This is a genomic window from Roseateles sp. PN1 (assembly GCF_038419725.1).
Classification (GTDB): Bacteria; Pseudomonadota; Gammaproteobacteria; order Burkholderiales; family Burkholderiaceae_C; genus Paucibacter_A.
In genome coordinates this window covers 211,788-237,830 of the sequence record NZ_JBCARA010000003.1, presented here as the reverse complement: position 1 = coordinate 237,830, position 26,043 = coordinate 211,788, and the positions used below count along the sequence as shown (strand labels likewise).

Annotated in this window: 22 protein-coding genes; 11 read left to right on the top strand and 11 right to left on the bottom strand. The window is 64.3% G+C overall.

Features of this window, described 5'->3' with window-relative positions; all coding sequences use genetic code 11:
• Positions 1-71 precede the first annotated feature (71 nt).
• On the top strand, positions 72-1,349 hold the full coding sequence (locus AABB87_RS06140) for an HlyD family secretion protein (RefSeq protein ID WP_341970442.1): 1,278 nt from the start codon (positions 72-74) through the stop codon (positions 1,347-1,349).
• Positions 1,350-1,352: 3 nt separating this feature from the next.
• Positions 1,353-2,912 carry a DHA2 family efflux MFS transporter permease subunit gene (locus tag AABB87_RS06135; protein ID WP_341970441.1) on the top strand — a complete coding sequence of 520 codons (1,560 nt, stop codon included), beginning with the start codon at positions 1,353-1,355 and terminating at the stop codon, positions 2,910-2,912.
• A gap of 35 nt (positions 2,913-2,947) precedes the next feature.
• On the opposite strand, the gene AABB87_RS06130 is transcribed toward AABB87_RS06135, so the two are convergent.
• From AABB87_RS06130 to mutL, 6 genes are all read right to left on the bottom strand, one after another.
• On the bottom strand, positions 2,948-4,072 hold the full coding sequence (locus AABB87_RS06130; RefSeq protein ID WP_341970440.1) for a lipocalin-like domain-containing protein: 1,125 nt from the start codon (positions 4,070-4,072) through the stop codon (positions 2,948-2,950).
• Complete coding sequence (locus tag AABB87_RS06125; RefSeq protein WP_341970439.1) at positions 4,072-6,726, bottom strand: ABC transporter permease; 2,655 nt, start codon at positions 6,724-6,726, stop codon at positions 4,072-4,074. The genes AABB87_RS06130 and AABB87_RS06125 overlap by 1 nt, the downstream gene beginning before the upstream one ends.
• Positions 6,720-7,370: an ABC transporter ATP-binding protein gene (locus AABB87_RS06120; protein WP_341970438.1), complete on the bottom strand. Its 651-nt coding sequence runs from the start codon at positions 7,368-7,370 to the stop codon at positions 6,720-6,722. The genes AABB87_RS06125 and AABB87_RS06120 overlap by 7 nt, the downstream gene beginning before the upstream one ends.
• Complete coding sequence (gene miaA, locus AABB87_RS06115) at positions 7,367-8,299, bottom strand: tRNA (adenosine(37)-N6)-dimethylallyltransferase MiaA (RefSeq protein WP_341970437.1); 933 nt, start codon at positions 8,297-8,299, stop codon at positions 7,367-7,369. Before miaA ends, AABB87_RS06120 begins: the two co-directional genes overlap by 4 nt.
• Positions 8,300-10,321, bottom strand: a complete 2,022-nt coding sequence (locus tag AABB87_RS06110; protein ID WP_341970436.1) for a pseudouridine synthase — start codon at positions 10,319-10,321, stop codon at positions 8,300-8,302.
• A 63-nt stretch (positions 10,322-10,384) separates the two neighbouring features.
• Positions 10,385-12,358: a DNA mismatch repair endonuclease MutL gene (mutL, locus tag AABB87_RS06105; protein WP_341970435.1), complete on the bottom strand. Its 1,974-nt coding sequence runs from the start codon at positions 12,356-12,358 to the stop codon at positions 10,385-10,387.
• A gap of 211 nt (positions 12,359-12,569) precedes the next feature.
• On the opposite strand from mutL, the gene AABB87_RS06100 reads away from it, so the two are divergent.
• The gene (locus AABB87_RS06100) at positions 12,570-13,211 is read left to right on the top strand and encodes a PEP-CTERM sorting domain-containing protein (RefSeq protein WP_058719719.1); all 642 of its coding nucleotides are present in this window, start codon (positions 12,570-12,572) and stop codon (positions 13,209-13,211) included.
• A gap of 132 nt (positions 13,212-13,343) precedes the next feature.
• Positions 13,344-13,994 (top strand): DedA family protein, encoded by a 651-nt coding sequence (locus AABB87_RS06095; protein WP_058719718.1) that lies wholly within the window; start codon positions 13,344-13,346, stop codon positions 13,992-13,994.
• Positions 13,995-14,046: 52 nt separating this feature from the next.
• Here AABB87_RS06095 and AABB87_RS06090 read toward each other — a convergent pair whose 3' ends face one another.
• Entirely contained in the window at positions 14,047-15,675 is a 1,629-nt protein-coding gene (locus tag AABB87_RS06090; RefSeq protein WP_341970434.1) for an N-acetylmuramoyl-L-alanine amidase, read from the bottom strand.
• A complete protein-coding gene (gene tsaE, locus AABB87_RS06085) occupies positions 15,672-16,184 on the bottom strand; it encodes a tRNA (adenosine(37)-N6)-threonylcarbamoyltransferase complex ATPase subunit type 1 TsaE (protein WP_341970433.1) in 513 nt (170 codons plus the stop codon). Before tsaE ends, AABB87_RS06090 begins: the two co-directional genes overlap by 4 nt.
• 48 nt (positions 16,185-16,232) lie before the next feature.
• On the opposite strand from tsaE, the gene queG reads away from it, so the two are divergent.
• From queG to aceA, 5 genes are all read left to right on the top strand, one after another.
• On the top strand, positions 16,233-17,279 hold the full coding sequence (queG, locus tag AABB87_RS06080; protein ID WP_341970618.1) for a tRNA epoxyqueuosine(34) reductase QueG: 1,047 nt from the start codon (positions 16,233-16,235) through the stop codon (positions 17,277-17,279).
• 75 nt (positions 17,280-17,354) lie between these two features.
• Entirely contained in the window at positions 17,355-18,338 is a 984-nt protein-coding gene (locus tag AABB87_RS06075) for a tripartite tricarboxylate transporter substrate binding protein BugE (protein WP_445944836.1), read from the top strand.
• Positions 18,334-19,245: a site-specific tyrosine recombinase XerD gene (xerD, locus tag AABB87_RS06070; RefSeq protein ID WP_341970616.1), complete on the top strand. Its 912-nt coding sequence runs from the start codon at positions 18,334-18,336 to the stop codon at positions 19,243-19,245. Before AABB87_RS06075 ends, xerD begins: the two co-directional genes overlap by 5 nt.
• A gap of 86 nt (positions 19,246-19,331) precedes the next feature.
• Positions 19,332-19,934 (top strand): MarC family protein, encoded by a 603-nt coding sequence (locus AABB87_RS06065; protein WP_058719713.1) that lies wholly within the window; start codon positions 19,332-19,334, stop codon positions 19,932-19,934.
• A 371-nt stretch (positions 19,935-20,305) separates the two neighbouring features.
• Positions 20,306-21,607 (top strand): isocitrate lyase, encoded by a 1,302-nt coding sequence (aceA, locus tag AABB87_RS06060; protein WP_442952170.1) that lies wholly within the window; start codon positions 20,306-20,308, stop codon positions 21,605-21,607.
• Between the two features lie 92 nt (positions 21,608-21,699).
• Here the strand turns inward: aceA and AABB87_RS06055 are convergent, their stop codons facing one another.
• Positions 21,700-22,851 carry an iron-containing alcohol dehydrogenase gene (locus AABB87_RS06055; RefSeq protein ID WP_341970432.1) on the bottom strand — a complete coding sequence of 384 codons (1,152 nt, stop codon included), beginning with the start codon at positions 22,849-22,851 and terminating at the stop codon, positions 21,700-21,702.
• 118 nt (positions 22,852-22,969) lie between these two features.
• Here AABB87_RS06055 and AABB87_RS06050 point away from each other — a divergent pair, with 118 nt between their 5' ends.
• Positions 22,970-23,920, top strand: coding sequence for an alpha/beta hydrolase (locus AABB87_RS06050; protein ID WP_341970615.1), 951 nt, complete (start codon positions 22,970-22,972; stop codon positions 23,918-23,920).
• Positions 23,917-24,774 (top strand): YbgC/FadM family acyl-CoA thioesterase, encoded by an 858-nt coding sequence (locus tag AABB87_RS06045; RefSeq protein WP_341970431.1) that lies wholly within the window; start codon positions 23,917-23,919, stop codon positions 24,772-24,774. The genes AABB87_RS06050 and AABB87_RS06045 overlap by 4 nt, the downstream gene beginning before the upstream one ends.
• A gap of 21 nt (positions 24,775-24,795) precedes the next feature.
• On the opposite strand, the gene AABB87_RS06040 is transcribed toward AABB87_RS06045, so the two are convergent.
• Together AABB87_RS06040 and ygfZ are read right to left on the bottom strand one after the other, a co-directional pair.
• A complete protein-coding gene (locus AABB87_RS06040; protein WP_341970430.1) occupies positions 24,796-25,062 on the bottom strand; it encodes a DUF4936 family protein in 267 nt (88 codons plus the stop codon).
• Positions 25,062-26,027 (bottom strand): CAF17-like 4Fe-4S cluster assembly/insertion protein YgfZ, encoded by a 966-nt coding sequence (ygfZ, locus tag AABB87_RS06035; protein WP_341970429.1) that lies wholly within the window; start codon positions 26,025-26,027, stop codon positions 25,062-25,064. The genes AABB87_RS06040 and ygfZ overlap by 1 nt, the downstream gene beginning before the upstream one ends.
• Positions 26,028-26,043 lie beyond the last annotated feature (16 nt).

The following is a 26,043-nucleotide window of genomic DNA, read 5'->3' as shown; positions in this document are numbered from 1 at the left end:
GATGGCACGCCGGCCAGCCAGGCCCAGCGCGTGCCAACCACACCTACTTACGCCAACCTAGAGCCACATTCATGAGCGACTCTGCCAACTCGGCTTCCCCCATTTCCGCCCCGGCCTTGGCGGCTATGCCTAAGTCCTCCACCCGCAAACGCGGCCTCAGCATCGTTGGCTTGACCGTGCTGGTCGGGCTGATGGCCTATATGGGCTATCAATGGTTTGTGGGCAGCCGGGTCGAAGTGACCGACAACGCCTATGTCAACGCCGATGTGGTGCAGATCACGCCCCTGGTGGCCGGCACGGTGCGTGCGGTCCATGTCGACGACACCGACTTCGTCAAGGCCGGCCAAACCCTGGTGAGCCTGGACCCCGCCGACACCCGCGTGGCGCTGGAGCAAGCCCAAAGCGCACTGGCGCAAACCGTGCGTGAAGTGCGCACCCTGTATGCCAATAACGGCACGCTGCAAGCGCAAATCCGCGCCCGCGACGCCGATGTGCAACGCGCTCAAAGCGAGCTGGCCCGCCTCAGCGCCGATGTGCAACGCCGCCAGCCCCTGCTGAGCAGCGGCGCCATTGGCCGTGAAGAACTGGATCATGCCCTGGCCCAAGTGGCCGCTGCCAAGTCCACGCTGGCCGCCGCGCAATCGGCGCAGCAAGCCGCGCAGGAACAACTCAGCAGCAATCAGGTGCTGACCGATGGCACCAGCGTGGCCCAGCACCCCAATGTGCAGCGTGCCGCGGCCAAGCTGCGCGAGGCCTTTTTGGCCCAGCAACGCACCAGCTTGCAAGCGCCGGTGGATGGCTGGGTGGCCCGTCGCTCTGTGCAGTTAGGCCAACGGGTCGCTGCTGGCGCGCCGCTGATGGCGGTGGTCGGCCTGCAGCAGGCCTGGGTGGATGCCAACTTCAAGGAAGGCCAAGTGGCTCGCCTGCACATCGGCCAAAGCGCCAAGCTGGTGGCCGATGTTTACGGCAATAAGGTGGAGTTCCAGGGCAAGATCGTCGGCCTGTCGGCCGGCACCGGCGCCGCCTTTGCTTTGCTGCCGGCGCAAAACGCCACCGGCAATTGGATCAAGGTGGTGCAGCGCGTTCCGGTGCGCATTGCGCTGGACCCCAAGCAATTGGCGGAGCACCCGCTGCGCGTCGGCCTGTCGATGATGGTGACGGTGGATGTGCAAGACCAAAGCGGCAAGAGCCTGGTGGACGCGCCCCGCAGCGCGCCGGCTAGCCAGACCGCCATCTTTGACCAGGCGGACGCCGCGGCCGAGGCCGATGTGGCCCGCATCATCAAGGCCAATCTGGGCCAGCCGGCCGCTAAGCCTGCTGCCAAGTCCGTCGCCAAGGTGCACGCCTAAGCCATGAGCGCACCGCACGCATTGCCTGAGCCGCTGAAGGGCTCGGCCCTGGTGCTGGGCACCATCGCGCTGTCCCTGGCCACATTCATGAATGTGCTGGATTCCAGCATCGCCAATGTCTCGCTGCCGGCGATCTCTGGTGACCTGGGCGTCAGCCCGGTGCAGGGCACTTGGGTCATCACCAGCTTTGGCGTCGCCAACGCGATCTCGGTGCCGCTGACCGGCTGGCTGACCCAGCGCTTTGGCGCCGTGCGCCTGTTCACCACCAGCGTGCTGCTCTTCGTGCTGGCTTCCTGGCTGTGCGGCTTCGCGCATTCGCTGGAAATGCTGGTGGCCTGCCGGGTGCTGCAAGGCCTGGTGGCTGGGCCGATGATTCCGCTTTCGCAAACCTTGCTGCTGGCCAGCTATTCGCGGGCGCGCGCCGGCACGGCCTTGGCCTTATGGGGCATGACCACGCTGGTCGCACCCGTGGTGGGGCCTTTGCTGGGTGGCTGGATCACAGACAACGTCTCTTGGCCCTGGATCTTCTACATCAATGTGCCGGTGGGCTTGTTCGCCGCTTTCCTGACCTGGAGCATCTACCGCGAACGTGAGACGGCGATCAAGAAGCTGCCGATCGACGGGGTGGGCCTGGCCTTGCTGGTGATCTGGGTCGGCGCGCTACAAATCATGCTCGACAAGGGCAAGGAGCTGGACTGGTTCGCCAGCGGCGAGATTCAAATCCTGGCCGTGGCCGCCGCAGTGGGCTTTGCCTTCTTCGTGGTGTGGGAGTTGACGGATAAGCACCCGGTGGTGGATCTGCGCTTGTTCGCCCGGCGCAATTTCGTCTTCGGTGCGGCCACGCTGTCGGTGGCTTATGGCCTGTTCTTCGGCAATGTGGTGCTGTTGCCGCTGTGGTTGCAGCAGTACATGGGCTACACGGCGACTGATGCAGGAATGGCCTTGGCGCCGGTGGGCGTGCTGGCGATTTTGCTGTCGCCCGTGGCAGGTAAAAACGTGGCCCGCTTTGACCCGCGTTGGATGGCCAGCTTTGCCTTCGTGATGTTCGCGGTGGTGCTCGGTATGCGCTCCAACTTCACCACGCAGACCGACTTCGCGACCATCATGATCCCGACGATTCTGCAAGGTGCGGCGCTGGCCTTCTTCTTCATCCCGCTCACCACCTTGACGCTCAGCGGCATCACGCCGGACCGCTTGCCAGCTGCCGCCGGCCTATCTAACTTTGTGCGCATCACCGCCGGCGCCATGGGCACGTCGATCGCCACCACCTTGTGGGAGAGCCGTGCCACCTTGCATCACCATCACATGGTGGAACAACTGAGCCTGGCCAACCCGATTGCTGGCGAGACGCTGGGCAAGTTGATGGCAGGGGGCTTGAGTGAAACCCAGGCGCTGGCTCAGATCAATCGGCTGATCGATCAGCAAGCCTTCACCCGCGCGGCCGACGACATCTTTTTGGCCTCGGCAATGATCTTTGTGCTGCTGATCTCCACCATCTGGCTGACCAACCGCCCGCCCAAGCTGACTGGTGCCACAACAGTGGATGCCGGAGGCGCCCACTGAGCGTGCTGGCGTGCTGGCGTGCTTGCCTGGGGGCCTCAAGGCAGATTCATGCCGCCCGCATAACCGGTCATCTCCAGGTAGCCATAGCCCAGCGCTGGGCCGCCCTGGGCTGGCAGCAGTTCAGCCGGCCCTTCCCAGTAGCGCATGCCGGTGCTGAGCCGGGCATCGATTTCCTGGGCTTGGCTGATGGCCTTGAGCCGCCATTGGCCCACCGGTGTGCTGAGTTGCCATTCCACCGGATAGCGGGCGCCGCCCTGCGGGCTGTCCCAATGCCGCAGGGCTTGCATTTGCAGCACGCCGTTGGGGAAGTTGAACGTGCTGCCATCGGGCCGGCGCCAGCTGCCGCCGCTCCACAGCACCGAGCCGTCGGCGCGGCGCAAGCGGAACAAGGTCAGCGCGCCACCGTCCAGCAAATTGATGCCGCACCAGTCCCAGCCCACGGCGCGGTCGGCCCCCGCCTCGCCCAAAAAGCTATGGCTCCACTCATGGTCTAGCCAGGAGCGGCCTTGCAAGTCCAGGCGCTGGCTGCCCAAGCGCAGCTGTGCGTGAGTCAGCAATTGCACCTGGCTGTAGTACTGGCTGAACTGCGCGGCTTGTGGGCCCTTGCGTGAGATGCCTTGCTCGCCTTGCAGCAGCAAGGCTTGTGTGGATTGCAGCTGCAGGTCCAGGGCAAAACCTTGTTCGTTCTTGCTATCTCCACCGCCAAAACGAGCTTGGTAGCGGCTGCGCCCTGGGCTCAAGTCCTGGCGCCGCAGCTGCCAATCACGCAGATGCACGGCGCAGTCGCTTTCGCTGGCTTCGGCGATGCCAAGGCCGGCGCGGGCGCTGCGCTGCGCGTGCCAGGTCTTGCCGCTGCGCAGATCACTCAGCGCGATATGCCCGATCAACAGCTGCTTTGCGGCCAAGGCGCTCGGATGATTGGCTGGGGCTGGGCCTTTGAGGCGAAAGAAAGTCAGCTGAAATCCGAAGGCAGGGCGCTCTTGCGCTTGGGGCGCCAGCAGCCCGGTCAGGTACCACCATTCGAGGCTGTGGCCGGGGTGAGCGCCGAAGTCGCGCGGGAAGCTGAGGGCAGTGGAACTTGGTGCCGTAGCCAGAGACAGCGGCGCTTGCCCCGCCAGCCAACTGGCAGACAAACCCTGCAGAACTTGCCGGCGCCGCATCACCAATCCTCCTTCACCGCATGGACTGCCGCATCACTCGCGGCGCGGCGGCCCGCCAACCAGGCTGCCGCCACACCCGCCAGCCACATGGCGCCGGCCAGCGCAGCCAAGCGGGCGACGGGGATATGCATGTCCATGCTCCAGTGAAAACTCTGCGGATTGAGCACCCAAACCAACACGGCCGATAAGCCCAGGCCCAGGCTCAGGCCCGCCAGCGCGCCGACCGCACACAGCAGGCCAGCCTCCAGCAAGAGCAGGCGCAACACATCGGCGCGGCAAAAGCCCAGGTGCAATAAGAGGCCGAATTCGCGTTTGCGCGCCAACATCTGGGCCGACTGCGCCGCAGCGATGCCAAACAAACCAATCGCCAGCGTGACCGCTTGCAGCCACACGGTGACGGCAAAGCTGCGGTCGAAGATCTTCATCGACATCTCACGCAGGTCCGCACTCTCGGCAATCTCGATGTCTTGCGGCTGCGCCGCTATTGCGCGCAGGCGCCGAATTGCCGGCCCGGCCGTTTGGCCCTCGGGCAGCCAGATCAGCAACTCGGTGATGCGGGTGTCGCCGCGCCAGCGCTGGTAGGCGTCCAAAGGCATCAGCACCGCGCCGGACTGGCGTGCATAGTCGCGCCAGACGCCGCGCACATAGGCGGGCAGGCCTGGTTTTTGTTCGGCCCCTGGCGTGCTGGCTGCGGCGTTCTCATTCAGCCCACCCGGCTGCAGCAGCATCAAGCGCTGACCCGGGCGCAGGGCCAGGGTGTCGCGCAAGGCTTCGCTGATGTAGATGGGGGTCAGGTCTTGCTCTGCGATCTTGCCGAGCTTGCCCGTGCCCTGCGGCTCAGGGCGGGCCAAGTCGCCCTGCAAGGGCAGTCGGGCTTCGTCAATCCGGCGGGCCATGAGGGCAAAGCGCTCGCTGTTGCCTTGCAGCTGTATTCGGTCGCTGCGTTGCGGCTGCAGGTGCTCGCTGAGCCCACTGGCAGACACCGCCTCGACGAACTCGGTCGGCAGCGGCGCGGTTTGGCCGTCTAGCCCTGTCGCCAAGCTGGCGCGCACATAGAGGTCGGCCGGCAACATGCGCGATAGCCAATCGTCCAGCGAAAGGCGGAAGCTGCCCACCATCACCAGCATGGACACCGACAAGCTCAGGCTCACCAGCACGCCGGCCAAAGCCCGGCTGGCCTCACCGGCCTGATCACGCGCGCGTTCACGCACCAAGAGCAGCAAGGCGGAGCGGCTTGCGCCCGGCCAATGCGCTAGCGCACGCATGCTCAGGCGCAGCAATTGCGGCACGCAGGCAATGCCGCCAAGCAAGAGGCTCAGCATGGCGGCATAAGCCCCCAGCGGCACCTCGGCCCAGCCGGAAGATCGCGGCAAGGGCGGCAACATCGCCAGCCCCAAACCAAGCGTGAGCAGGCTGGGGCCTAGCCACGCCGGCAGCCCGAGCGCGCTTTGGCTGCCCAGGCCTTTGAGCACCTGCGCCACCGGCAAGCGGCGCAGCTCCAGGGCGGGCAAGGCTGCGCTGAGCAGGCTGACTAGCACGCCCAAGGCACCAAAGGCCGCGGCGGCGCCCCACGGTAGTTGCTCAAACGCCAAGGTGGCATGGCTGCGACTCAAACCCAGCTGACTGCCCAAGACCTGCAAGCCCAGCTGCGCCATGCCCCAGCCCAGCAGCAAGCCCAGCGCGGAGCCGATCAGCCCGAGCAGCAGCGCCTCGCTCAGCAGCATGGTCGCACGCTCGCGCGCCGTCATGCCCAAGACGCCCAGCAAGGCCCACTGCGGCAAGCGCTGCGCCACCGACAGCGACATCACCGAAAACAGCAACAAGCTGCCGGTGAACAAGGCCATCAGCGAGAGCACACTCAAATTGACGCGGTAGGCGCGCGTCAACTCGCTCAAGCGCGCTCCTTCGTCGGGCGGCGGCGCGGCGCTGATGCCGGCCGGCCAACTTTGCTGCGCCAACCAAGCTTGTGGGCTGATGCCGGTGTTATGCAGACGCAGATCGATGCGGTCGATGCGGCCCAGGCGGCTCAGCAGGAGTTGCGCGGCAGCGATGTCCATCACCGCCAGGGGTGAGCCGGGCGCAGAGACGGAGCCGGCCAGATTCAAGTCCAGGCTGAGGGCCTGGCCGTTGTCGGCCGAGGCGGCTCTCAGTGTCAGCGCTTGGCCTCGCTCGCGCGCGGCTGGTGCCAGGCGCTGTAGGGCTGCGGCATTGAGCCAGACCTGCTGCGGGTCGATCAAAGCGGTGAGTCCGCCCGAGGTTTTGGCGCCGGAGTTTGGCAGCAGCTGCGGATTCATGACCGCAGCTGCCAAGGCATCCCAGCCGATCAGGCGCAGATTGAAGGGCTGGCCCTTGGCATCACGCAGCTGCGCCTGCCCTTCGATGACAGGAGCGGCCAGGCTGATGGCCGGGTCTTGCGCGACGCGGGCAAAAAGAGATTCGGGCAAGCCGCCGCCGTCCGCGGCCCGCAGCACCAGGTCGGGCTGACCATTCAAGCTGGCGCTTGCCCGGCCAAATTCGTCCAGCGCGCTGCTATTGAGCAGGTGAACCGCAAAGCTCAGGGCCACGCCCAGACAGATGGCCAACAAAGCCAAAAGTTGGCGGCCGGCTTGATGCCGCAAGGCCGGCCAGGAGAGCTTGAGTAGCCAGGTCAGCAAGGCTGCAAACCGGTTTCGTTCAGGCGCAAGCTGCGATCGGCGCGCGCGGCGGCCACTTCGGAATGGGTTACCAGCAAGCAGGCTGTGCCTTGCTCGCGCACCTGGGCCAGCAGCAGGTCCAGCACCTCGCGGGCGTGGCGCGCATCCAGATTACCGGTGGGCTCATCGGCCAAGATCAGGGCAGGGCGGTGCACCAGGGCGCGGGCGATGGCCACGCGCTGCAATTGCCCGCCGGAAAGCTGGCGCGGCATGCGCTGCGCCAGCGAGCCCAAGCCCACCGCTTCGAGCATGGCGTGCACGCGCGCCGGGTCGGGCTGCTTCAAGAGCAAAAGCGGCAGGCCTACGTTGTCCGCCACGCTGAGATGCGGCAGCACATGAAAGGCCTGGAATACAAAACCGAGTTTGGCGCGGCGCAGCAGGGCGCGCTGCGCTTCGTTCATGGCGCTCAGATCCGCGCCTTCGATCAAGACCCGACCCTGGCTGGGTTCATCCAGGCCGGCCAGGCAATTCAGGAGCGTGGATTTACCGCTGCCCGATTCGCCCACCAGGGCCAGCAATTCACCGCTGCGGATTTGCAGGTCCACGCCGCTGAAAACCGGCGTGTCGCCATAGGCCTTGGCCAAGCCTTGGGCCTGCAGAATCATGCGCGCAGCAAGCGTTGCAAGGCCGCCAGCACATGGAGCTGGGCATGCGCATCATCACAGGCAATTACCTGGCGTTGCGGCATGCTGCGCAGCCAGGTCAGCTGACGCTTGGCCAGTTGACGGGTGGCGGCGGTGCCGCGCTCCACAAGGGTAGAGAAATCACCGCTATCCAAAGACTCCCAGGTTTGCCGGTAGCCCACGCAGCGCATGGAGGGCAAATCAGCCGTCAGATCACCGCGGGCGCGTAGCGTTTTCACTTCGTCCACCAGGCCGGCATCCAGCATTTGCGCGAAGCGCTGATCCAGGCGCTTGTGCAGCCAGGCGCGGTCTTGCGGCTCCAGCGATAGCAAAGGCCAGTTGACGCCTTCGCTGCGGCTTTGGTGCAGCTCGCTCATGGGCCGGCCGCTCAAAATGCAGACCTCCAGCGCGCGCTGGATGCGTTGCGAATCAGCGGGCGCAAGGCGTGCTGCCGTGATGGGGTCAAGTCTTGCCAGTTCGGCGTGCATGGCCGGCCAGCCCTGCTGCGCGGCGCGCGCGTCCAGCTCGGCACGCAGGGCCTCATCGGCCTGCGGCATATCGCTCAAGCCCTCGAACAAGGCTTTGAAGTAAAGCATGGTGCCGCCCACCAGCAAGGGCAGGCGCCCGCGGGCCAGGATCTCGTCCGCCAAGCTGCGCGCCGAAGCGACGAACTGCGCGGCCGAATAGGCCTCGGTGGGCTCGATGATGTCGATTAGATGATGCGGCACCAAGGCCTGCTCGGCGGCGGAGGGCTTGGCGGTGCCGATGTCCATGCCGCGGTAGACCAGCGCCGAATCGACGCTGATGATCTCCACCGGCAAGACTTCGGCAATCGCCAACGCTGCCGCCGTTTTGCCGCTACCCGTCGGCCCGGCCAGACACACCGGCCCTCTAATTGGGGTCAGAGTCATTTAATCAAACTTCTCCCAAGGCGTCAGGAAGCGCCATTGGCCCACCGGCAAGTTGCCGAGATTGATGCGGCCGATGCGCACGCGCTTGAGGCCAACTACCTTCAGACCAACCTGCTCACACATGCGGCGGATTTGGCGCTTGCGCCCTTCGCGCAGCACAAAGCGCAGCTGGTCTTCGTTCTGCCAGCTGACCTTGGCCGGCTTGAGCTTCACGCCGTCCAACTCCAGCCCATGCTGAAGCAGGGCCAGATCGGCTGCGGGCAGCAGGCTGCTGGTGTCGATCTTGGGCGCACCTTCGGCCGGTGCGGCAGGCGCGGACTGGCCGTCACGGCCCTGGTATTCCACCCGCACCAGATACTCTTTCTCGATGATCGAGTCTTCACCGATCAGCAGCTTGGCGATGCGGCCGTCTTGCGTCAGCACCAGCAGGCCGGTGGAGTCGATGTCCAGCCGGCCGGCGGGTGCCAAGCCACGGCTGTGGCCGATGTGGTACTTGATGCCCGAAGGATCTTCGGCCCAGTGGTTGTCGGACTTGATCAGGGTCGCCGCGTTCTCGTAGCCGTCTTCGGCCTGGCCGGAGACATAGCCGATGGGCTTGTTGATCAGGATGGTGACGCGCTTGGCTTGCTCTTTGTTGGCGAGTTGGTCGATCTCGATCTTGGCGTCGGGACTGACGCGCTGACCCAAAACGGCTAACTTGCCATCCACACGCACCCAACCGGCCGCAATCCACTCGTCCGCTTCGCGGCGCGAGGCCATGCCCAGCAAGCCCATTTGCTTGGACAGGCGCAGGCCTTCGCTATTGGCGTCGCTGCGCAAGATGCGCTCGTCGTCGCCATCGTCTTCGTCATCATCGGCACTGTCGCCGAGTTGGCGGCGCAGCTTGGCCGCTGCTTCACGCAGATGCTCGGGCAGGTTCTGGCCGGCGCGCTCAGCGGCGCTTGGGCCACGCGGCGTCGGGTTGGCGCGTTGCTGGCCGTAGGCCGGGCGTTGCTCAAAGCGTTGGCCGCCTTGGTTGAAACCGCCGCCACCGTCACGGCGGAAGTTGTCGTCCGGGCGCGGGCCGCTGGCGCGGCGCTGGTCCTGGCGTTGGTCGCGATTGCCGTCGCGGCGGGGGTCAAATGCCGGGCGCGCGTCACCGCGCGGGCCGGGGTTGAAGCTATTGCCGTCGCGGCGTTGGCCGCCTTGATCGGCCGGGCCACGATTGTCACGATAGTCGCGTGATTCACGGGCTTCACGTGAATCGCGCGAATCCCAATGCCCACGGTTGTCCCGCGGATCAGCCGGTGGGCGGCCGTAGTTGCCCGAGCCCTGGCCTTGATAGCCACCTTGCTGGCCTTGCGGTCGGCGCTCGTCAAAGCGCGGACGCTCGTCCCGCTGGCCATAGCCACCGGGGCCGCGTGGGCCGCCGTGGCCCATGCCTTGCGCGGGGCCATGGGGCCCTTGTGAGTAAGGCCTGTCCTGGCGCTGGCCTTGGTAGCCGCCGGGGCGGCGATCCTCAAAGCGCGGGCCCTCATCGCGGGAGGGGTAGCCACCGCCGGAAGGACGTCCGTCTCGCTGCGGGTATTGCTCACGCGGGCCGCCATGCGACTGCGGGCCGCGCGGGCCACGTGCGTCACGCTCGTTCGGGCGGCCGAAGTTGCCACCACCGGCGCCGCCCTGGGGGCCACGCTGGGCGTAGGGGCCGGATGGAGCATCATCGCGACGGGCGGGGCGGCGCTCTTCAAAACGCGGGCCCTCATCACGCCCGGGGCGGGCAGGGCGATCACCGCCATGTGATCCGAGCGGACCGTGAGGGCCGTGAGAACCACGGGGGCCATCGCTGCGCGGGCCGCCGTGGGGGCGCTGCTGCTCGTACTGCGCCTGGCGCTCCTGGCGTTCGGACTGGGCACGCTCCAGGCTTTGGCGCGGACGCGACAAGCCCTTGCCGCGAATCGGCGCGCGTTTCTCGCCATCGGCATTTCGGGATCTGCTGGAACCGGGCGGGCCTGCATTTTTCTTATTGAGTTTCAAAGTGGCCATCACGCCTCCGGGGTTTCCATCATCACAAAGAACAACATACGCAAAACAGCTGAATGAAAGGGTTCAACGTCCGCGCAAAAACAGGGCATCCAATTCGCGCATGCTCAGTTGGCGCCAGGTGGGTCGACCATGGTTGCATTGGTCGGCCCGCTCGGTGCGCTCCATATCGCGCAGCAAGGCATTCATTTCATCCAAATTCAATTGCCGGTTGGCACGCACGGCGCCATGGCAGGCCATGGTGGCCAAAATTTCATGCTGGGCGCGCTCAATCGCATGGCTGGCATCGAACTGGCTCAGTTCGGCCAACACATTGCGCACCAGGTCAACCACATCACCGCCGCTCAGCGCGGCCGGGCGTGCGCGCACGGCCAGCATCTTGGCCGACAGCGGGGCCACATCCAAGCCCAAACGCTCCAGCGTGGACGCATGGGCTTCGGCCGTGGCGATCTCGGTCGCGGTGGCGGCAAAAGTCACCGGAATCAGCAGGGGCTGCGAATCGATGGCCGCCACGCCCAGGCTGGCTTTGAGTCGCTCATACACCACCCGCTCATGGGCGGCGTGCATATCAACGATTACCAAGCCTTGTGCGTTTTCAGCCAGCACGTAAACGCCCTGAATTTGCGCAATGGCGCGGCCCAAAGGCCAGGCATGGTCGGGCAGGGCGGCTGCTGCGGCGTTGGCCGCGGGCGCGGTGCTGGTGCTCAGCGACTGCGTGTTCAAACTGCCGCTGAAATCGCGGCCGCCAAACAAGGTGGCCGCTTCGGCCAGGGCCAAACCGGTTTGCTGTGAGTTGTGAATCGGTGCGCGCCAGTCGCTCGGGGCCTGGTTCTGCACAGGCGCGCCGTAGGCGGGCGCAGCCGGCTCCTGCACCTGCACCTGCGGGGCATTGGCCGCGAACCAGGCAGGCGGGTTGCCGGGGCTGGGGCGCTGGCCTGGCGCGGTGGCGGCAGCCAGTTGGGCGGCTTGCAGATCGGCGGCCGATGGTGTGGCTGCCACAGGCTCACTGCTGCGCGACAAGGCCAGGGCGTCTTGCACCGCGTAGCGCACTCTTTGGTGGATCTCGCGGCCATCGCGAAAGCGCACTTCGATTTTGGTTGGGTGCACGTTGACATCCACCCGGTCGGGCGCGACGTCGATGAACAGCACATAGCAGGGCTGGCGATGGCCGTGCAGCACATCTTCGTAGGCGGAACGGATGCCGTGCGCGATCAGCTTGTCGCGCACATAGCGGCCGTTCACATAGACGTATTGCATGTCGGCCCGGCTACGCGCGGCTTCGGGCAGACCGGCGCGGCCATAGATGCGCAGCGGGCCTGTCTCGGCGAACACGGCGCGGCTCTCGGCCATGAATTCTTCGCCCAGTACATCGCGCAGGCGAGCTTCGGAGCTACCGGCGCGCCACTGCTCGACCAGCTTGCCCTCATGCCAGACCGTGAAGCCGACATCCGGCCGGGCCAGGGCGTGGCGGCGTACCGACTCCACGCAATGCGCCAGCTCGGTGGCATCCGTCTTCAAAAACTTACGTCGCGCCGGCGTGCTGAAGAAGAGTTCGCGCACCTCAACGCTGGTGCCTCGGGCACGCGCGGCCGGCTGCAACTCGCCCGAGCGGGCATCCAGGCGGTGGGCGTGTGGCGCACCTTCGAAGCGGCTCGACACCGCCATTTCGGCCACCGAGGAAATGGCGGCCAGGGCCTCACCCCGGAAACCCATGGTGGCAACCGACTCCAACTCGTCCAGCGAGCGGATCTTGCTGGTGGCATGACGCTTGAGCGCCAGCGGCAGCTCCTCGAAAGGAATGCCCAGGCCGTCGTCTTCCACCACCACGCTGCGCACGCCACCGGCCATCAGCTTGACCTGAATCTGCGAGCCACCGGCATCCAGCGCGTTGTCCACCAACTCGCGCACCACCGAAGCCGGGCGCTCCACCACCTCGCCGGCGGCGATTTGGCTGATCAGTTCATCGGGAAGTTCGCGGATGGCGCGGCGCGGCTCAGCGGCGGCGGCGGGCGCCCTTTCGGGAGCGCAGGAGGAATTCATGGGGCCGATTGTAGAAGGGCACAGCGGCAAATCGTTTTTTGCAGCCAACGGGTGCCTAGCTTGTTCCAGAGAAATGTGTCGGAATTCTTTACAAACGTTCTTTGATCCATATTCTTATGGATGAAAATCACCTTGAAATCAAGGGATTACATGATCAGGCATGAATAGTGCTTTATGAAAATCTGTCACCAATTTGCCACTGAGAATAGAAATGACTTTTGCTAAGGCCCTGATCGCCGCCTCCCTTGTTGCCAGCTCTTTGTTCGGCGCTTCCGCCGCTCAGGCTTCCATCGTTCCCTTCGGCGTTAAGAACGACGTAGCTGCGGCTACCGTGACCGATACCTGGGGCTTCACACAGTGCTTCAGCGCCACATACGGCAGCAATGGCCTGAGCACCGCGGGCATGCTGTCGAACTGCAAAGGCGATTACTTGATGATGGGCGCACGCCGCACCGGCAGCAACGTTTTTGAAGTCCTGGCCGCGGCCAATTACGCTGACGTGATCTTCAACACGGGCACCAGCAATACCACCCATAAGGCCAATGGCGTGGGCTGGTACTTCAGCACCAACTATTCCTGGGGCTTTGCGAGCGCCACGGATACCGTTTCGCGCAATAGTTGTGACACAACCGGTACGCAAGAACGTGATCGCTTGTGCTGGCATACCGGTTCTGGTTCGGGCGGATGGCGCGCTGGCAGCTTTACCAACTTGAATAGCGACAACGGCTGGGAAAAGGTCTTGCTGGTTGGCAATGCAGCGCAGAGCAGCAATGTGCCTGAACCCGCCTCCTTGGCCCTGGTGGGTGCCGCCTTGATGGGCCTGGCTTTGGCCCGTAAGCGCAAGGCAAACTAATCAGCTGGCGCCTTGCGCCTGTATTGCCAAGCCCCTGCAGCCCAATCGCTGCGGGGGCTTTTTCATGCGCTGTTCGCGCAACGCGCCGCACAAGCATCGGCTTGCAATCACCTGCCCCCATAATGCCCGCCCATGGAACTCATCAGCTTTCTCATTGACTTCATCGTCCACGTCGATCGGCATATTGCCGATTTTGTTCAGGCCTACGGCATGTGGGTGTACGCCCTGCTGTTTCTGATCGTCTTCGTCGAGACCGGGCTGGTGGTGATGCCCTTTTTGCCTGGCGATTCGCTTCTCTTTGTCGTCGGCACCTTGTGCGGCGCGGGCTTGATGAATTTGCCGCTAGCCATCGCTGTGTTGCTGGTGGCGGCCATTCTGGGTGACCAGTGCAATTACCTGATCGGGCGCTACTTTGGCCCCAAGGTGTTTCAGTGGGAGCAGTCGCGCTTTTTCAATAAGCGTGCCTTCGACACCGCGCATGAGTTCTATGAGCGCAACGGTGGCATCACCATCGTGATCGCCCGCTTCATGCCTTTTGTGCGGACCTTCGCGCCTTTTGTGGCCGGTGTGGCTGCGATGAGCCGGGGCAAGTTCACCGCCTATAACGTCGGTGGCGCCCTGCTGTGGGTAGTGGGCATCACCTCAATCGGCTATGCCTTTGGCAATGTGCCTTGGGTGAAGGGCAATTTGGAAAAGATCATCTGGGCCATGATCATCGTGCCAGGCTTGATTGCCATCGTCGGCGGCTGGCGTGCCAGCCGGCAGAAGAAGCAGGCTGCCTAAGCGCTGCGAGACAGGGTGGGGCAGGGCAAAGCCCGCCCCACGCCATGCAAGGTCAGGACAAGGGCCGATGCCGCGCCAGCGGCGGGTTTTTCGCGAAGTAGCGCGCAATGCCGGTGGCGAGGGCCGCCACCAGCCGGGCCTGATAGTCCGGGTCGCGCAGCTTGGCTTCTTCCTCGGGGTTGGAGATAAAAGCCGTCTCCACCAGGATGGAGGGCACATCGGGTGCCTTCAACACCGCAAAGCCGGCTTGCTCCACCGCGCGCTTGTGCAGATTGCCGACCCGGCCGATTTGCCCCAGCACCTCGGAGCCGAGCTTGAGGCTGTCCTTGATCTGGGCGGCCGTGCTCATATCCAGCAAGGCTTTCAACACGTGGGCGTCCTTGACGGCAGTGTTGACATTGACCCCGCCGACCAGATCGGCCGCGTTCTCTTTATTCGCCATCCACCGCGCCGTTTGGCTGCTGGCAGCACCGTCGCTGAGCGCAAACACCGAGGCGCCGCGTGCCTTGGGCGTGACGAAGGCATCGGCGTGGATGGACACGAAGAGATCGGCCTGCACCCGGCGCGCCTTGCGCACCCGCTCTTGCAGCGGCACGAAGAAGTCGGCATCGCGGGTCATCATCACGCGGATATTGGGGTTGCTGTTGAGCCGGTCGCGCAACTGCAAGGCGACGGCCAAAACCACATCTTTTTCTCGCAAGCCCGTGGGGCCGATGGCACCTGGGTCTTCGCCGCCATGGCCGGGGTCCAGCGCGATGACGATCAGGCGGTCCAGCTTGGCCTGAGCCAGGCTGGTTTCAGCGGCAGTGATCGCGGGTGAACTGGCGGCAGGCGGCAGGGGCGGAGCGGGCACCGGCGTTTGCACCGGGCCGGTATTGGCCGTAGCCGAGGACGCGGCAGGCGCACTGGGCTTGGCTGGTCCGGTGGCGTTGATGCCACCGGGGACCGGTACTGGAGCCGGCAGGGGTACGGGCGCCGTCGCCACCGTCACCGCAACCGACTTGGGCTTGTCGATGCGCGCGATCAACTCGCCCAGGGCGTCTTGCACCGATTGGGCGGCGGCTGATTCGGCCTTTTCCTTCTCGCGCACCAGAGCCAGCAGCGGGTCGGTTTCCACCTTGGGGTAAAGATCAAACACCAGGCGGTTTTGGTAGGCCGCCACCGGCGCCAGGGTAAAGATCTGCGGCGCCACCGGCTGCTTTAAGTCCAGCACGATGCGCACCACGCGCGGCCGGTTCTGGCCCACGCGCACACCGGCGATGAAGGGGTCATCCGCCTTGACCTTGCCCAGCAGCTCCCGCAGGCCGGGGCTGAGTTCCAGGCCTTCCACATCGATCACCAAGCGGTCAGGGGCTTCCACCACAAAGTGCTGGGCCGCCAGAGGCTTGTCGGACTCCAGCGTGACCCGCGTGTAAGCGTCGGCAGGCCAGACGCGCACGGCCACGATATTGCTATTGCCACCCGCTGGATGGCTTGCGGCGGCGGCGGCGGGGGCTGGCGTGGGGGCTGGAGCCGGTGCAGGCGCTGGCTTGGTTGCCAGCGGCGCCAAACTGCCGTCCGCATTGCCAACCGTCGGCTTGGGCTTGGCCAGTACCTGCGGTGCACGCAGCAGCAAGACCAGGGAGCCCATGGCGCGCAGGGCGGCGCGGCGTTGGCGCTTCATCTCAGGTGAGCGCGTCAAGACCTGACCCCTTCTATTTGATCGAGAGCCTTCAGCAAGACCTGGCCCGATTCACTGCCGGCCTGCAAGCGCACCGCGCGGCTATCGTCCTCGTTCACATCCAGCCAGATCTGCAGGTCGGGCGTGGGCAGCATGCCGGTAGCCTTCTCGGGCCATTCGCTGAGCTTGAGGCCAGGTGCGGCGAAGACATCGCGGAAGCCCGCGTCTTCCCATTCGCGCGGATCGTTGAAACGGTAGAAGTCGAAATGGCTGGCGCAGCCCAATTCGGCGGCCAACTCGTAACTCTCCATCACCGCGTAACTTGGGCTTTTGATGCGCCCCTCAACGCCCAAGGCCCGCAGCAGGTGGCGCACCAAGCTGGTCTTGCCGGCGCCCAGGCTGCCGTGCAGCTCGATGCTGGCATTCATCAGCGCGGGCTGCCGGCGCAAGGCGCCAGCCATTTGCTCGCAAAAGGCTTGGGTGGCGGCCTCATCGGGCCACTGCAGAAGGCGGGTTTCTAGAATGCGCAAATGACGCAAGCTCCACGGACATTGAACGACAAAGAAATGCAGGCCTTGATGGGCCAGCTGCGCGCCTGGGCGCTTGAGTTGGGATTCTCACAGATTGGCGTGGCCGATATTGATTTGTCCAGCGCAGAGCCCGGTTTGCAAGCCTGGCTGAGCGCCGGTTTTCACGGCAGCATGCACTATATGCAAGCCCATGGCCTCAAGCGCGCCCGGCCCGCCGAGCTGGTGCCGGGCACCGTGCGTGTGCTGACCGCCCGCATGGACTATTTGCCTCAGGATAGCCGCAGCGATTGGCAGGCGCTGGAGTGGCAGGGCTTGCGCGATCCACAGCGCGCACAGTTGTCGATCTACGCCCGTGGCCGGGACTATCACAAGGTGCTGCGCAGCCGCTTGCAAAAGCTGGCCGAACGGCTGGGCCAAAGCATTGGCCCCTTCGGCTACCGCGTCTTCACCGATTCGGCCCCGGTGCTGGAAGTAGAGCTGGCCTCGCGCTCCGGCATTGGCTGGCGCGGCAAGCACACCTTGACCCTGCACCGCGATGCGGGCTCGATGTTCTTCCTGGGCGAGATCTATCTGGACTTGCCGCTACCGCTGAGCGAGCCCGTTACCGCGCATTGCGGGCAATGCCGCGCTTGCTTGGATGTTTGCCCGACTCAGGCCATCGTTGCGCCCTATAGGGTGGATGCGCGGCGCTGCATCTCCTATTTGACGATTGAGCATGAGGGCGCCATACCAATGGAGCTGCGCCCGCTGATGGGCAACCGCATCTACGGTTGTGATGATTGCCAGCTGGCCTGTCCCTGGAACAAGTTTGCGGCCAAAGCGGTGCTGGCAGATTTTGATGCTCGCCCCGAGTTGGACGGCGCCAGCTTGTTGCAGCTCTGGGCCTGGGACGAGGCGCAATTCCTGCGCCGTACCGAAGGCTCGGCCATCCGCCGCATCGGCCACGCGAGGTGGCAGCGCAATCTGGCGGTGGCCATGGGCAATGCCTTGCGTCAGGGCGAGAACACCGGCCTTCGCGCCGCCTTGCAGGCCGCCCGCCCGCAGGCCTCGGCGCTGCTGGCCGAGCATATTGATTGGGCGCTGGCCCAGGCCTGAGTGGCCCTGGCTTGGGTTTGCCCGTACCGATATGTCGCTGGGCTGCGCTAGCATGGCGCCACTGGAGGTTTGACCATGACACGACGCATTTGGAATGCCCGGCTCGGCGGCTTGGCGGTGATGGCTTTGTTGCAGCCCACGCTGCTATGGGCGCAGCAGGCTTACCCGAGCAAGCCGGTGCGCCTTGTGGTGCCTTTTGCACCGGGCGGCACCACCGACATCGTGGCCCGCGTGCTGGCCGAACGCATCAACGGCCCCCTGGGCCAGCAGATGATTGTGGAAAACAAGGCCGGTGGCGGCGGGCTGGTGGGGGCGAACGACACGGCCAGGGCGGCGCCGGATGGCTACGCCCTGGGCATGGCCACCGTCTCCACCACGGCGGCCAATCCGGCCATTAACCCCAAGATCCCCTACAACCCGCTGACCGACTTCACCCCCATCATCAATTTGGCGGCCACGCCCAATGTGATCGCGGTTCACCCCAGCTTCCCGGCGCGTGACTACGCCGGCTTTGTGGCCGAGTTGAAGAAGAACCCCGCCAAGTACAGCTATGCCAGCTCAGGCACCGGCGGCATTGGTCATCTGCAGATGGAGTTGTACAAAAGCCTGTCCGGCTTGTTCGTGCTGCACATTCCTTACCGTGGCGCAGGGCCGGCCTTGAATGACACGGTGTCGGGCCAGGTGCCGATGATTTTTGACAATCTGCCCTCGGCGCTGCCCTTCATCAAAGATGGCCGCTTGATCGCCATCGTGGTGGCTGCGCCGCAGCGCTTGGCCCAACTGCCCAATGTGCCTACCTTCAAAGAAGTGGGTCTGGAGCCCGTCAACCGCATGGCCTACTACGGGCTTTACGGCCCCAAGGGCTTGAGCGCGGACGTGGTGGCTAAGGTCAATCAGGCCGCCCGCAAGACCTTGGAAATGCCCGAGGTGAAGAAGCGCATCGAGGACACCGGCTCGCTGATCGTGGCGGGCACGCCCGAGCAGTTCTCGGCCCAGATCAAGGCCGAATTTGAGGTTTACAAAAAAGTTGTCGAACAGCAAAAACTCAAGCTCGATTGAACTCAGCCCACCACGCCAGGCCAGCGAGGCCTGGATTGATGGCTTTGTGGAGGCTCTGTGGCTGGAAGATGGCCTCTCCGCCAACACCTTGGCGGCCTACCGGCGTGACCTGAATCTGCTCGCGGACTGGCTGCAAGCGCATGGCGACAAATGTCTGGACCAAGCGCTAGAGACTGACCTGCAGGATTACGCCCTGGCCCGCCACGAGGGCGGCAAGACCACCAGCGCCAATCGGCGCCTGAGTGTGTTCAAGCGCTACTTCCGCTGGGCCTTGCGCGAGCAGCGCATCAGCCAGGATCCAACCCTGCGCCTGGCCAACGCCAAGGCCGGGCATCGCAATATCAAGCTGCTGAGCCAGGCCCAGGTTGAGGCGCTGCTGAACGCCCCCGATATCGACACGGCTCTGGGCCAACGCGACCGCGCCATGCTGGAGCTGATGTATGCCAGCGGCCTGCGCGTGACCGAGTTGGTCACCCTCAAAAGCGTGCATGTGGGCTTCAAAGAGGCGGTGCTGCGCATCACCGGCAAGGGCAGCAAGGAGCGCCTGGTGCCTTTCGGCGAAGAGGCACACGCCTGGCTGCTGCGCTATCTGCAACATGCGCGCAGCGAACTGCTGAAGGGCCAAAGCAGTGATGAACTCTTTGTCACCGCGCGGGGCGCAGGCATGACGCGGCAGATGTTCTGGGTGGTGGTGAAAAAGCATGCCCTGGCCGCCGGCATCACCAGCCCCTTGTCGCCGCACACCTTGCGCCACGCCTTTGCCACCCATTTGCTCAACCACGGCGCCGACCTGCGCGTGGTGCAACTGCTGCTGGGCCATGCAGACTTGTCCACCACGCAGATCTACACCCATGTGGCCCGGGAACGGCTCAAGCTGATCCACGCCCAGCATCACCCGCGTGCCTGATTTCGCCGCGGCTGGAACCGTGCTTTGCGCACGCGGGGTCTTCAGATAGATGCGTTGGCCGAGCAAGGCGGCGACAATGCCGCCCTATGGATCACAGTTTTCTCTCCGCTTTCATTCTGCTTTTGCTGGTTTTGGACCCGCTGGGCAGCCTTCCCATCTTTATTTCCATCATGCGCGAGGTGCCCAAAGAGCGCCGCACGCTGGTGGCTGCCCGCGAGGTGGGTATCGCCTTCGCGGCGCTGTTCGCCTTCATGTTTTTGGGCGGCAGTTTTCTTGAGGTCATGCATTTGTCCGAGCGCTCACTGGAAGTGGCCGGTGGCGTGATCCTCTTGATCATTGCAATCAAGATGATTTTCGGCAGTGCCAGTGAATCGGCCTATGGCCTGGAGCCGGGCAAAGAGCCTTTCATCTTCCCCTTGGCCGTGCCTTTGCTGGCCGGCCCATCGGCGATGGCGACTGTGCTGCTGCTGGCCTCGCGTCAACCTGAGCGCATCTTTGACTGGATTGGCGCCTTGACCGCGGCCATGTTGGTCTCGGGCTTGACCTTGCTGGTGGCTGATCGCATCCGCAAGATCCTGGGCGACTCGGTGGTCTCGGCAATTGAGAAGTTGATGGGTCTGGTGCTGACCGCCATTGCGGTGGAAATGATCTTGGCGGGCCTGAAACGCTACTTCATCGGCGGCCTGTAAGCCGCCGCCAAGTCAAACGCCAGCTGAATCTCACGATACGAAACCACCATTTCATATCGTGAATTTCAGTGATGCTGCAGTGCGACATTTTTTCTCATGATGGTGAATTGCATTTCACCATCAGAAATTTTTAAACTAAGTTATTGATTTTATTGGGAAATAAATTCAGTCTTATATAAGACATAAGTCTTCACATGCGGAGCCAAGAGGACTAATCTTGAGTCACAGCGACGGGATCGCAAACGCCAGCGAAACAGCCTCAACAGGCAGGACAGCAGGCCCAGCGATTCAGCCCTTCCGGACCACCGAAAGCGCACGGCGCCATGAGTTTTGATCTACGTCCTTTCCCTTTGACTTTGCAGGAGCACTTCATGTCGACCAACTTGACCCGTGAGCAACAAATCGCCGCCCTCGAAAAAGACTGGGCCGAAAATCCCCGTTGGAAGGGCATCAAGCGCAGCTACACCGCCGCTGACGTGGTGCGTCTGCGTGGCTCGATCAAGATCGAACACACCCTGGCTCAGCGCGGCGCCGAGAAGCTGTGGAACCTGGTCAACACCGAGCCCTTCGTCAATTCGCTGGGCGCGCTGACCGGCAACCAGGCCATGCAGCAAGTCAAGGCCGGCCTGAAGGCCATCTACCTTTCTGGCTGGCAAGTGGCCGGCGACGCCAACAGCAATGGCGAGATGTACCCTGACCAGTCCCTGTACTCGGTGGACTCGGTGCCCAAGGTCGTCAAGAAGATCAATGCCACCTTCAAGCGCGCTGACGAAATTCAGTGGAGCGAAGGCAAGAACGACACCGACTACTTCGCGCCCATCGTGGCCGATGCCGAAGCCGGTTTCGGCGGCGTGCTGAACGCCTTCGAGCTGATGAAGTCCATGATCGAAGCCGGCGCCGCAGGCGTTCACTTCGAAGACCAATTGGCCGCGGCCAAGAAGTGCGGCCACATGGGCGGCAAGGTCCTGGTGCCTACCCGTGAAGCCGTTGCCAAGCTCAACGCTGCACGTTTGGCCGCTGACGTGATGGGCACGCCCACCGTGCTGTTGGCTCGTACCGATGCCGAAGCCGGTGATTTGGTCACCAGCGACATCGACGACAACGACAAGCCTTTCTGCACCGGCGAGCGCACGGTGGAAGGTTTCTTCCGCACCCGCAACGGTCTGGAGCAAGCCATCAGCCGCGGCCTGGCCTACGCCGAAGTGGCCGACATGATCTGGTGCGAAACCGGCAAGCCTGACCTGGCTTTCGCCAAGGCCTTCGCTGACGCCATCCACGCCAAGTTCCCCGGCAAGCTGCTGGCCTACAACTGCTCGCCTTCCTTCAACTGGAAGAAGAACCTGGACGACGCGACCATCGCCAAGTTCCAGCGCGAGCTGGGCGCCATGGGTTACAAGTTCCAGTTCATCACCCTGGCCGGCTTCCACAGCCTGAACTATTCGATGTTCAACCTGGCCTACGGCTACGCTCGCAACAATATGAGCGCCTTCGTGGAACTGCAAGAAGCCGAGTTCGCCGCCGCCGAGCGTGGCTTCACTGCGGTGAAGCATCAGCGTGAAGTGGGTACTGGTTACTTCGACGCCGTCACCACCACCATCGAGCGCGATGCCTCGACGGGCGCCCTGAAGGGCTCGACCGAAGACGAACAGTTCTTCGACAAGAAGCACGGCTAAATCGAACAGCGCGCTGCGCTGAGTTAGCCTCGAAAGCCCGGCTCTGCCGGGCTTTTTTCATGCCTGATTCAGACTGGGCTTTAGTGGCTGGCCTAGAGCGATTGCGCCAGCATGGCCAGGTAGTCGGCGCGGCTGGCCAGACGGGGATTGGTCTTGTGGCAATGGTCCTGCATGGCGCCATCAATCACACGCTCGAACAAGTCAGGCCCCACGCCCAATGCGGCGAGCCCGGTAGGCAGACCAAGGCGTCGATTCATCGCCACGATGGCTTGCGCCAGCGCTTCGCCATCCGGCCCGCAGTGCGGCAAGCCCATGGCCTGGGCCATGCGATTGAATCGGTCTTCGGCCTGCATGCTGGGCGCGGCGGCATTGAAGCGAATCACGGCCGGCAGGAACACCGCGTTGAGCGTGCCGTGGTGCAAGCGCGGCTCGAGGCCACCCAGCGAATGGCTGAGCGAATGCACGCAGCCCAGGCCTTTTTGAAAGGCCATGGCGCCTTGCATGCTGCAACTCATCATTTGCCAGCGCGCGTCGCGGTCTTGCTGGCCCGCGTGGGTGGCGCGCTCGATATGGGCCCAGCCGCGGCGCAGGCCGTCCAGGGCAATGCCATCTGCCGGCGGATTGACCGCGGCCGACATAAAGGTCTCCATGCAATGCGCGATCGCGTCCATGCCGGTTGCAGCCGTCAGCCCCGGCGGCAGACCCAAAGTCAGGGCGGGGTCGCAAATCGCGGCCTTGGGCAGCAGGACCCAGTTGTGAAAACCAAGCTTGCGGCCGTCGTCCACGATCAGAATGGCGCCGCGCGCCACCTCGCTGCCGGTGCCGGCCGTGGTTGGCACGGCGATGACGGGCAGGACGCTGTCGGTGATCAAGGCGCTGCCGCCCTCGATGGTGGCATAGGTTTTCATGGGGCCCTCGTGGGTGGCAGCAATCGCCACCGCCTTGGCCAGATCCATGCTGGAGCCACCACCAATCGCCACCAAGCCATCGCAGCGCTCACGCCGCAGCATCTCTACGGCCAGGCGCGCGGCCGCTTCGGTGGGGTTGCTGGGGGTCAGGTCAAACACAGGCGGCGGCGTAGGCCCCCATGCGGCCATGGCTTGCGCAAGAACCCCCGCATCGCGCACGCCCGCATCGCTGATGATCAGCGGCCGCAACATGCCCACGCGCAGGCATTCCTGGGGCAGCAGGGCGCAGGCGCCGAAGTCGATGTGGATCTGGGTCAGGTATTGGATCAAAGCCATCTTGCGTCGTCCTTGTCGTGAGGTCTGGCACACTGCCCCAAGCCTAATGGATCTGAGCGAACTCAGTGACCGGAATGATGGAGAGCTTTTTTTGAGCAGCAGTTTGTTGACCCCCCGCATGGCCGGCGTGTTGGACCGGATACAGCGGGCCAAACGCCCGGCGTTTCACAGCCTGAGCCCGCAGCAGGCCCGCATTGCTTATTTGATGGGCGCAGAGATTCTTGACCTGCCGCGAGCCGCGCTTCCCCGCGTGGAAGAATTCAATATTCCTGGCCCGGCAGGTGATTTAGCCGCGCGGCTCTATACCAGCAGCAGTGCGTCGGGATTACCCGTCATGCTGTATCTGCACGGCGGCGGCTTCACCATCGGCAGCCTGGAAACGCATGACAGCTTGTGCCGCCAACTGGCCTTGCGCAGCGGCGCTGCGGTGGTGTCACTGGACTACCGCCTGGCGCCCGAGCACCCCTTTCCCGCTGCGGTGGACGACGCCTGGGCGGCCCTGCAATGGCTGGCCGCCAACGCTGGCAGCCTGGGCCTGGACGGCAGCCGGCTGGCTGTGGGCGGCGATAGCGCCGGCGGCACGCTGGCGGCGGTCTGCGCCTTGCTGGCGCGTGACGCGGGCTTGGCCCTGGCCCTGCAATTGCTGATCACGCCGGGCACGGCCGCCCATGCCGACACGCCTTCGCACAAATTTTTCGGCCAGGGCTTTTTGCTCGACACCACCGCCATTGCCTGGTTCTTTGACCACTACATCGGCTATCACCACCGGCGCGACTGGCGCTTCGCACCGCTGGAAGCGCCTAACCACAGCGACCTGGCCCCAGCCGCCATTTTGCTGGCCGAGTGCGACCCACTGGTGGACGAGGGGTTGGCCTACGGCGACCTGCTGCGCGCCAATGGCAATGCGGTGCAGCTGGAATTGGTGCGCGGCGTGACCCACGACTTCATCAAGATGGGTCGTGCCATTCCGGAAGCCATGAGTGCGCAGGACTTTTGCGCTGCAGCCATGCGGGATGCCCTGAATCCGCCTTCGCCCCACGATCAACCCCAGCCCCAGAGAACCGTATGAAACGCCAAGACTTCCGCTTCGCTGAACCCCTGCGCGTGCGCTGGGCCGAGATCGATGCCCAGCAAATCGTCTTCAACGCCCATTACCTCAGCTATTTCGACTTGGCCGTGGGCGGCTACTGGCGCGCCATGGCCTTGCCCTATGTCGACACCATGGCCGCGCTGCAAGGCGATTTATTCGTGCGCAAGGCGACGGTGGAGTATCTGGGCTCGGCCCGTTACGACGACCAGCTAAGCATTGGCGTGCGTTGTGAGCGCATCGGCAATAGCTCGATGCAGGTGATTGCCGCGGTGTTCCGCGGCGAAGAACTGCTGGTGCATGGGGAGTTGGTCTATGTTTTTGCCGACCCCAAGACCCAGCAGCCGCGCAGCATTCCGACGGATTTGCGCGCCGTGATCAATGGCTTTGAGGCGGGTGAGGCCGTCGTCACCGTGCAAGAAGGCGCCTGGGAGGAATTGGGTGAGGCAGCGGCAGCCATCCGCCAAACCGTGTTCGTGCAGGAACAAAAGATTCCCGCGGAAATGGAATGGGATGCGGCCGATGCCACCTGCTTGCATGCCGTGGCTTACAACCGCATGGGCCGTGCGTTGGCCACCGGCCGCTTGCTGGAGCATGTACCGGGCGTCGCCAAGATCGGCCGCATGGCCGTGCTGCCGCAGGTGCGCGGCAGCGGCGTGGGCCGCGCGGTGCTCGAAGCCTTGATGTTGCGCGGCAAGGCCCTGGGCTATCGCGAGGTGATCCTGCATGCCCAGCTCTCAGCTGCGGGCTTCTACACCCGCGCCGGTTTTGTGCAACGCGGCCCGCAGTTTGAGGAGGCGGGCATTGGCCATGTGGAGATGGTCAGGCTGTTGTGAACCTACCATGGCGCGCGAGCCTTACTTCAGCAGCGGTTTGAAACGCTCCAGATGGCGCGCACCCTGGATAAAGGGCCGCAGGGCGGCAGCGACCTGGGCCTCAGCGGCGGTCTGATCGCTGCTGCTGTAGATCTCCATCCAGGTTTGCATGCCCGGCGAGCCCTGCGCCTCGTCCTGGCGGCACAGCAAACGCGGCGCGGCTGCGCCCAAGCGCAAGGCATCAAAGGCCGCCAAGGCCGCGCCGACATCGTCGGTGCGGACCTTGTAGTAGAGATACAGCTCGTCCATCAAACCTCGGAATTGAGCGGAATCTCGTAGGGCAGGGCGCGATGCATCAGCAGCGGGCCACTGGCCGCGCCCAAGTGCAGCGTGCCGTCTTCCAATGCGGCGATCTTGACTTCCGCCAGCAGCAAGCTGTGGCCCGCGCGGCTGGCCACATTGGCCACCAAGCCGGCCGGTTGCTCGGGGTCCAGGCTGTGGAAGATCTCCTGGCCCGGCTTGGCCTCAGCCGCGGCGTCCGCCAACTCAAACAAATGGGTGCGGCGCTTGAGCGTGCCGCGGTACTGGCTGCGCGCCACCACTTCCTGGCCGGGGTAGCAGCCCTTTTTGAAGTTGACGCCGTCCAGCAATTCCAGATTGATCATCTGCGGCACAAAGGCTTCCGCCGTGGCGCTGCCCACCCAGGCCAGGCCGCTTTGCACTTGCAGCCATTGCCAATCCGCCATGTCCAGGGCGGGCAGGGCAGGCGCGGCGGCGTCCGAGGCTTGGGCCAGCAGATAGCGGGGGCTGCTGGCACCGGCACCGGCGCCGCTCTCCGGCAGACGAATCAAGGTCGCTCCTGTGGCCGTGACTTGCTTGCCCCAGCGCGCTGATGGGCCGACCTGCTCGGGCAATTCACCCAGCACACCCCACAGGGCTTGCTCAGCCGTGGCGTCGCTGAGCTTGCACTTGGCGCGCAGCACAAACATGCTCAGGCGCTTGAGAATGGGCGGCAAAAGCTCCAGGGGCAAGGCCAGATAAATGGTCTCCGTCCCGGCTCTCCAGCCGATCAGATTGGCCATCAAGCGGCCTTTTGCGCTGCAAAAACCGGCCAGGCGTGCCTGGTCTTCTTTCAAAAGCTCGAAGTCCTGGGTCAGCTGGCCGTGCAGAAACTTGGCCGCTTCCGGCCCTTCGGCGCGGATCAGGCCCCAGTCTGAAAGGCGCAGAGCGCCCGCGCTTGGAATAAATGCTTGGGGGGTGGCGATCGTAGTCATGGCCTTGATTATCATC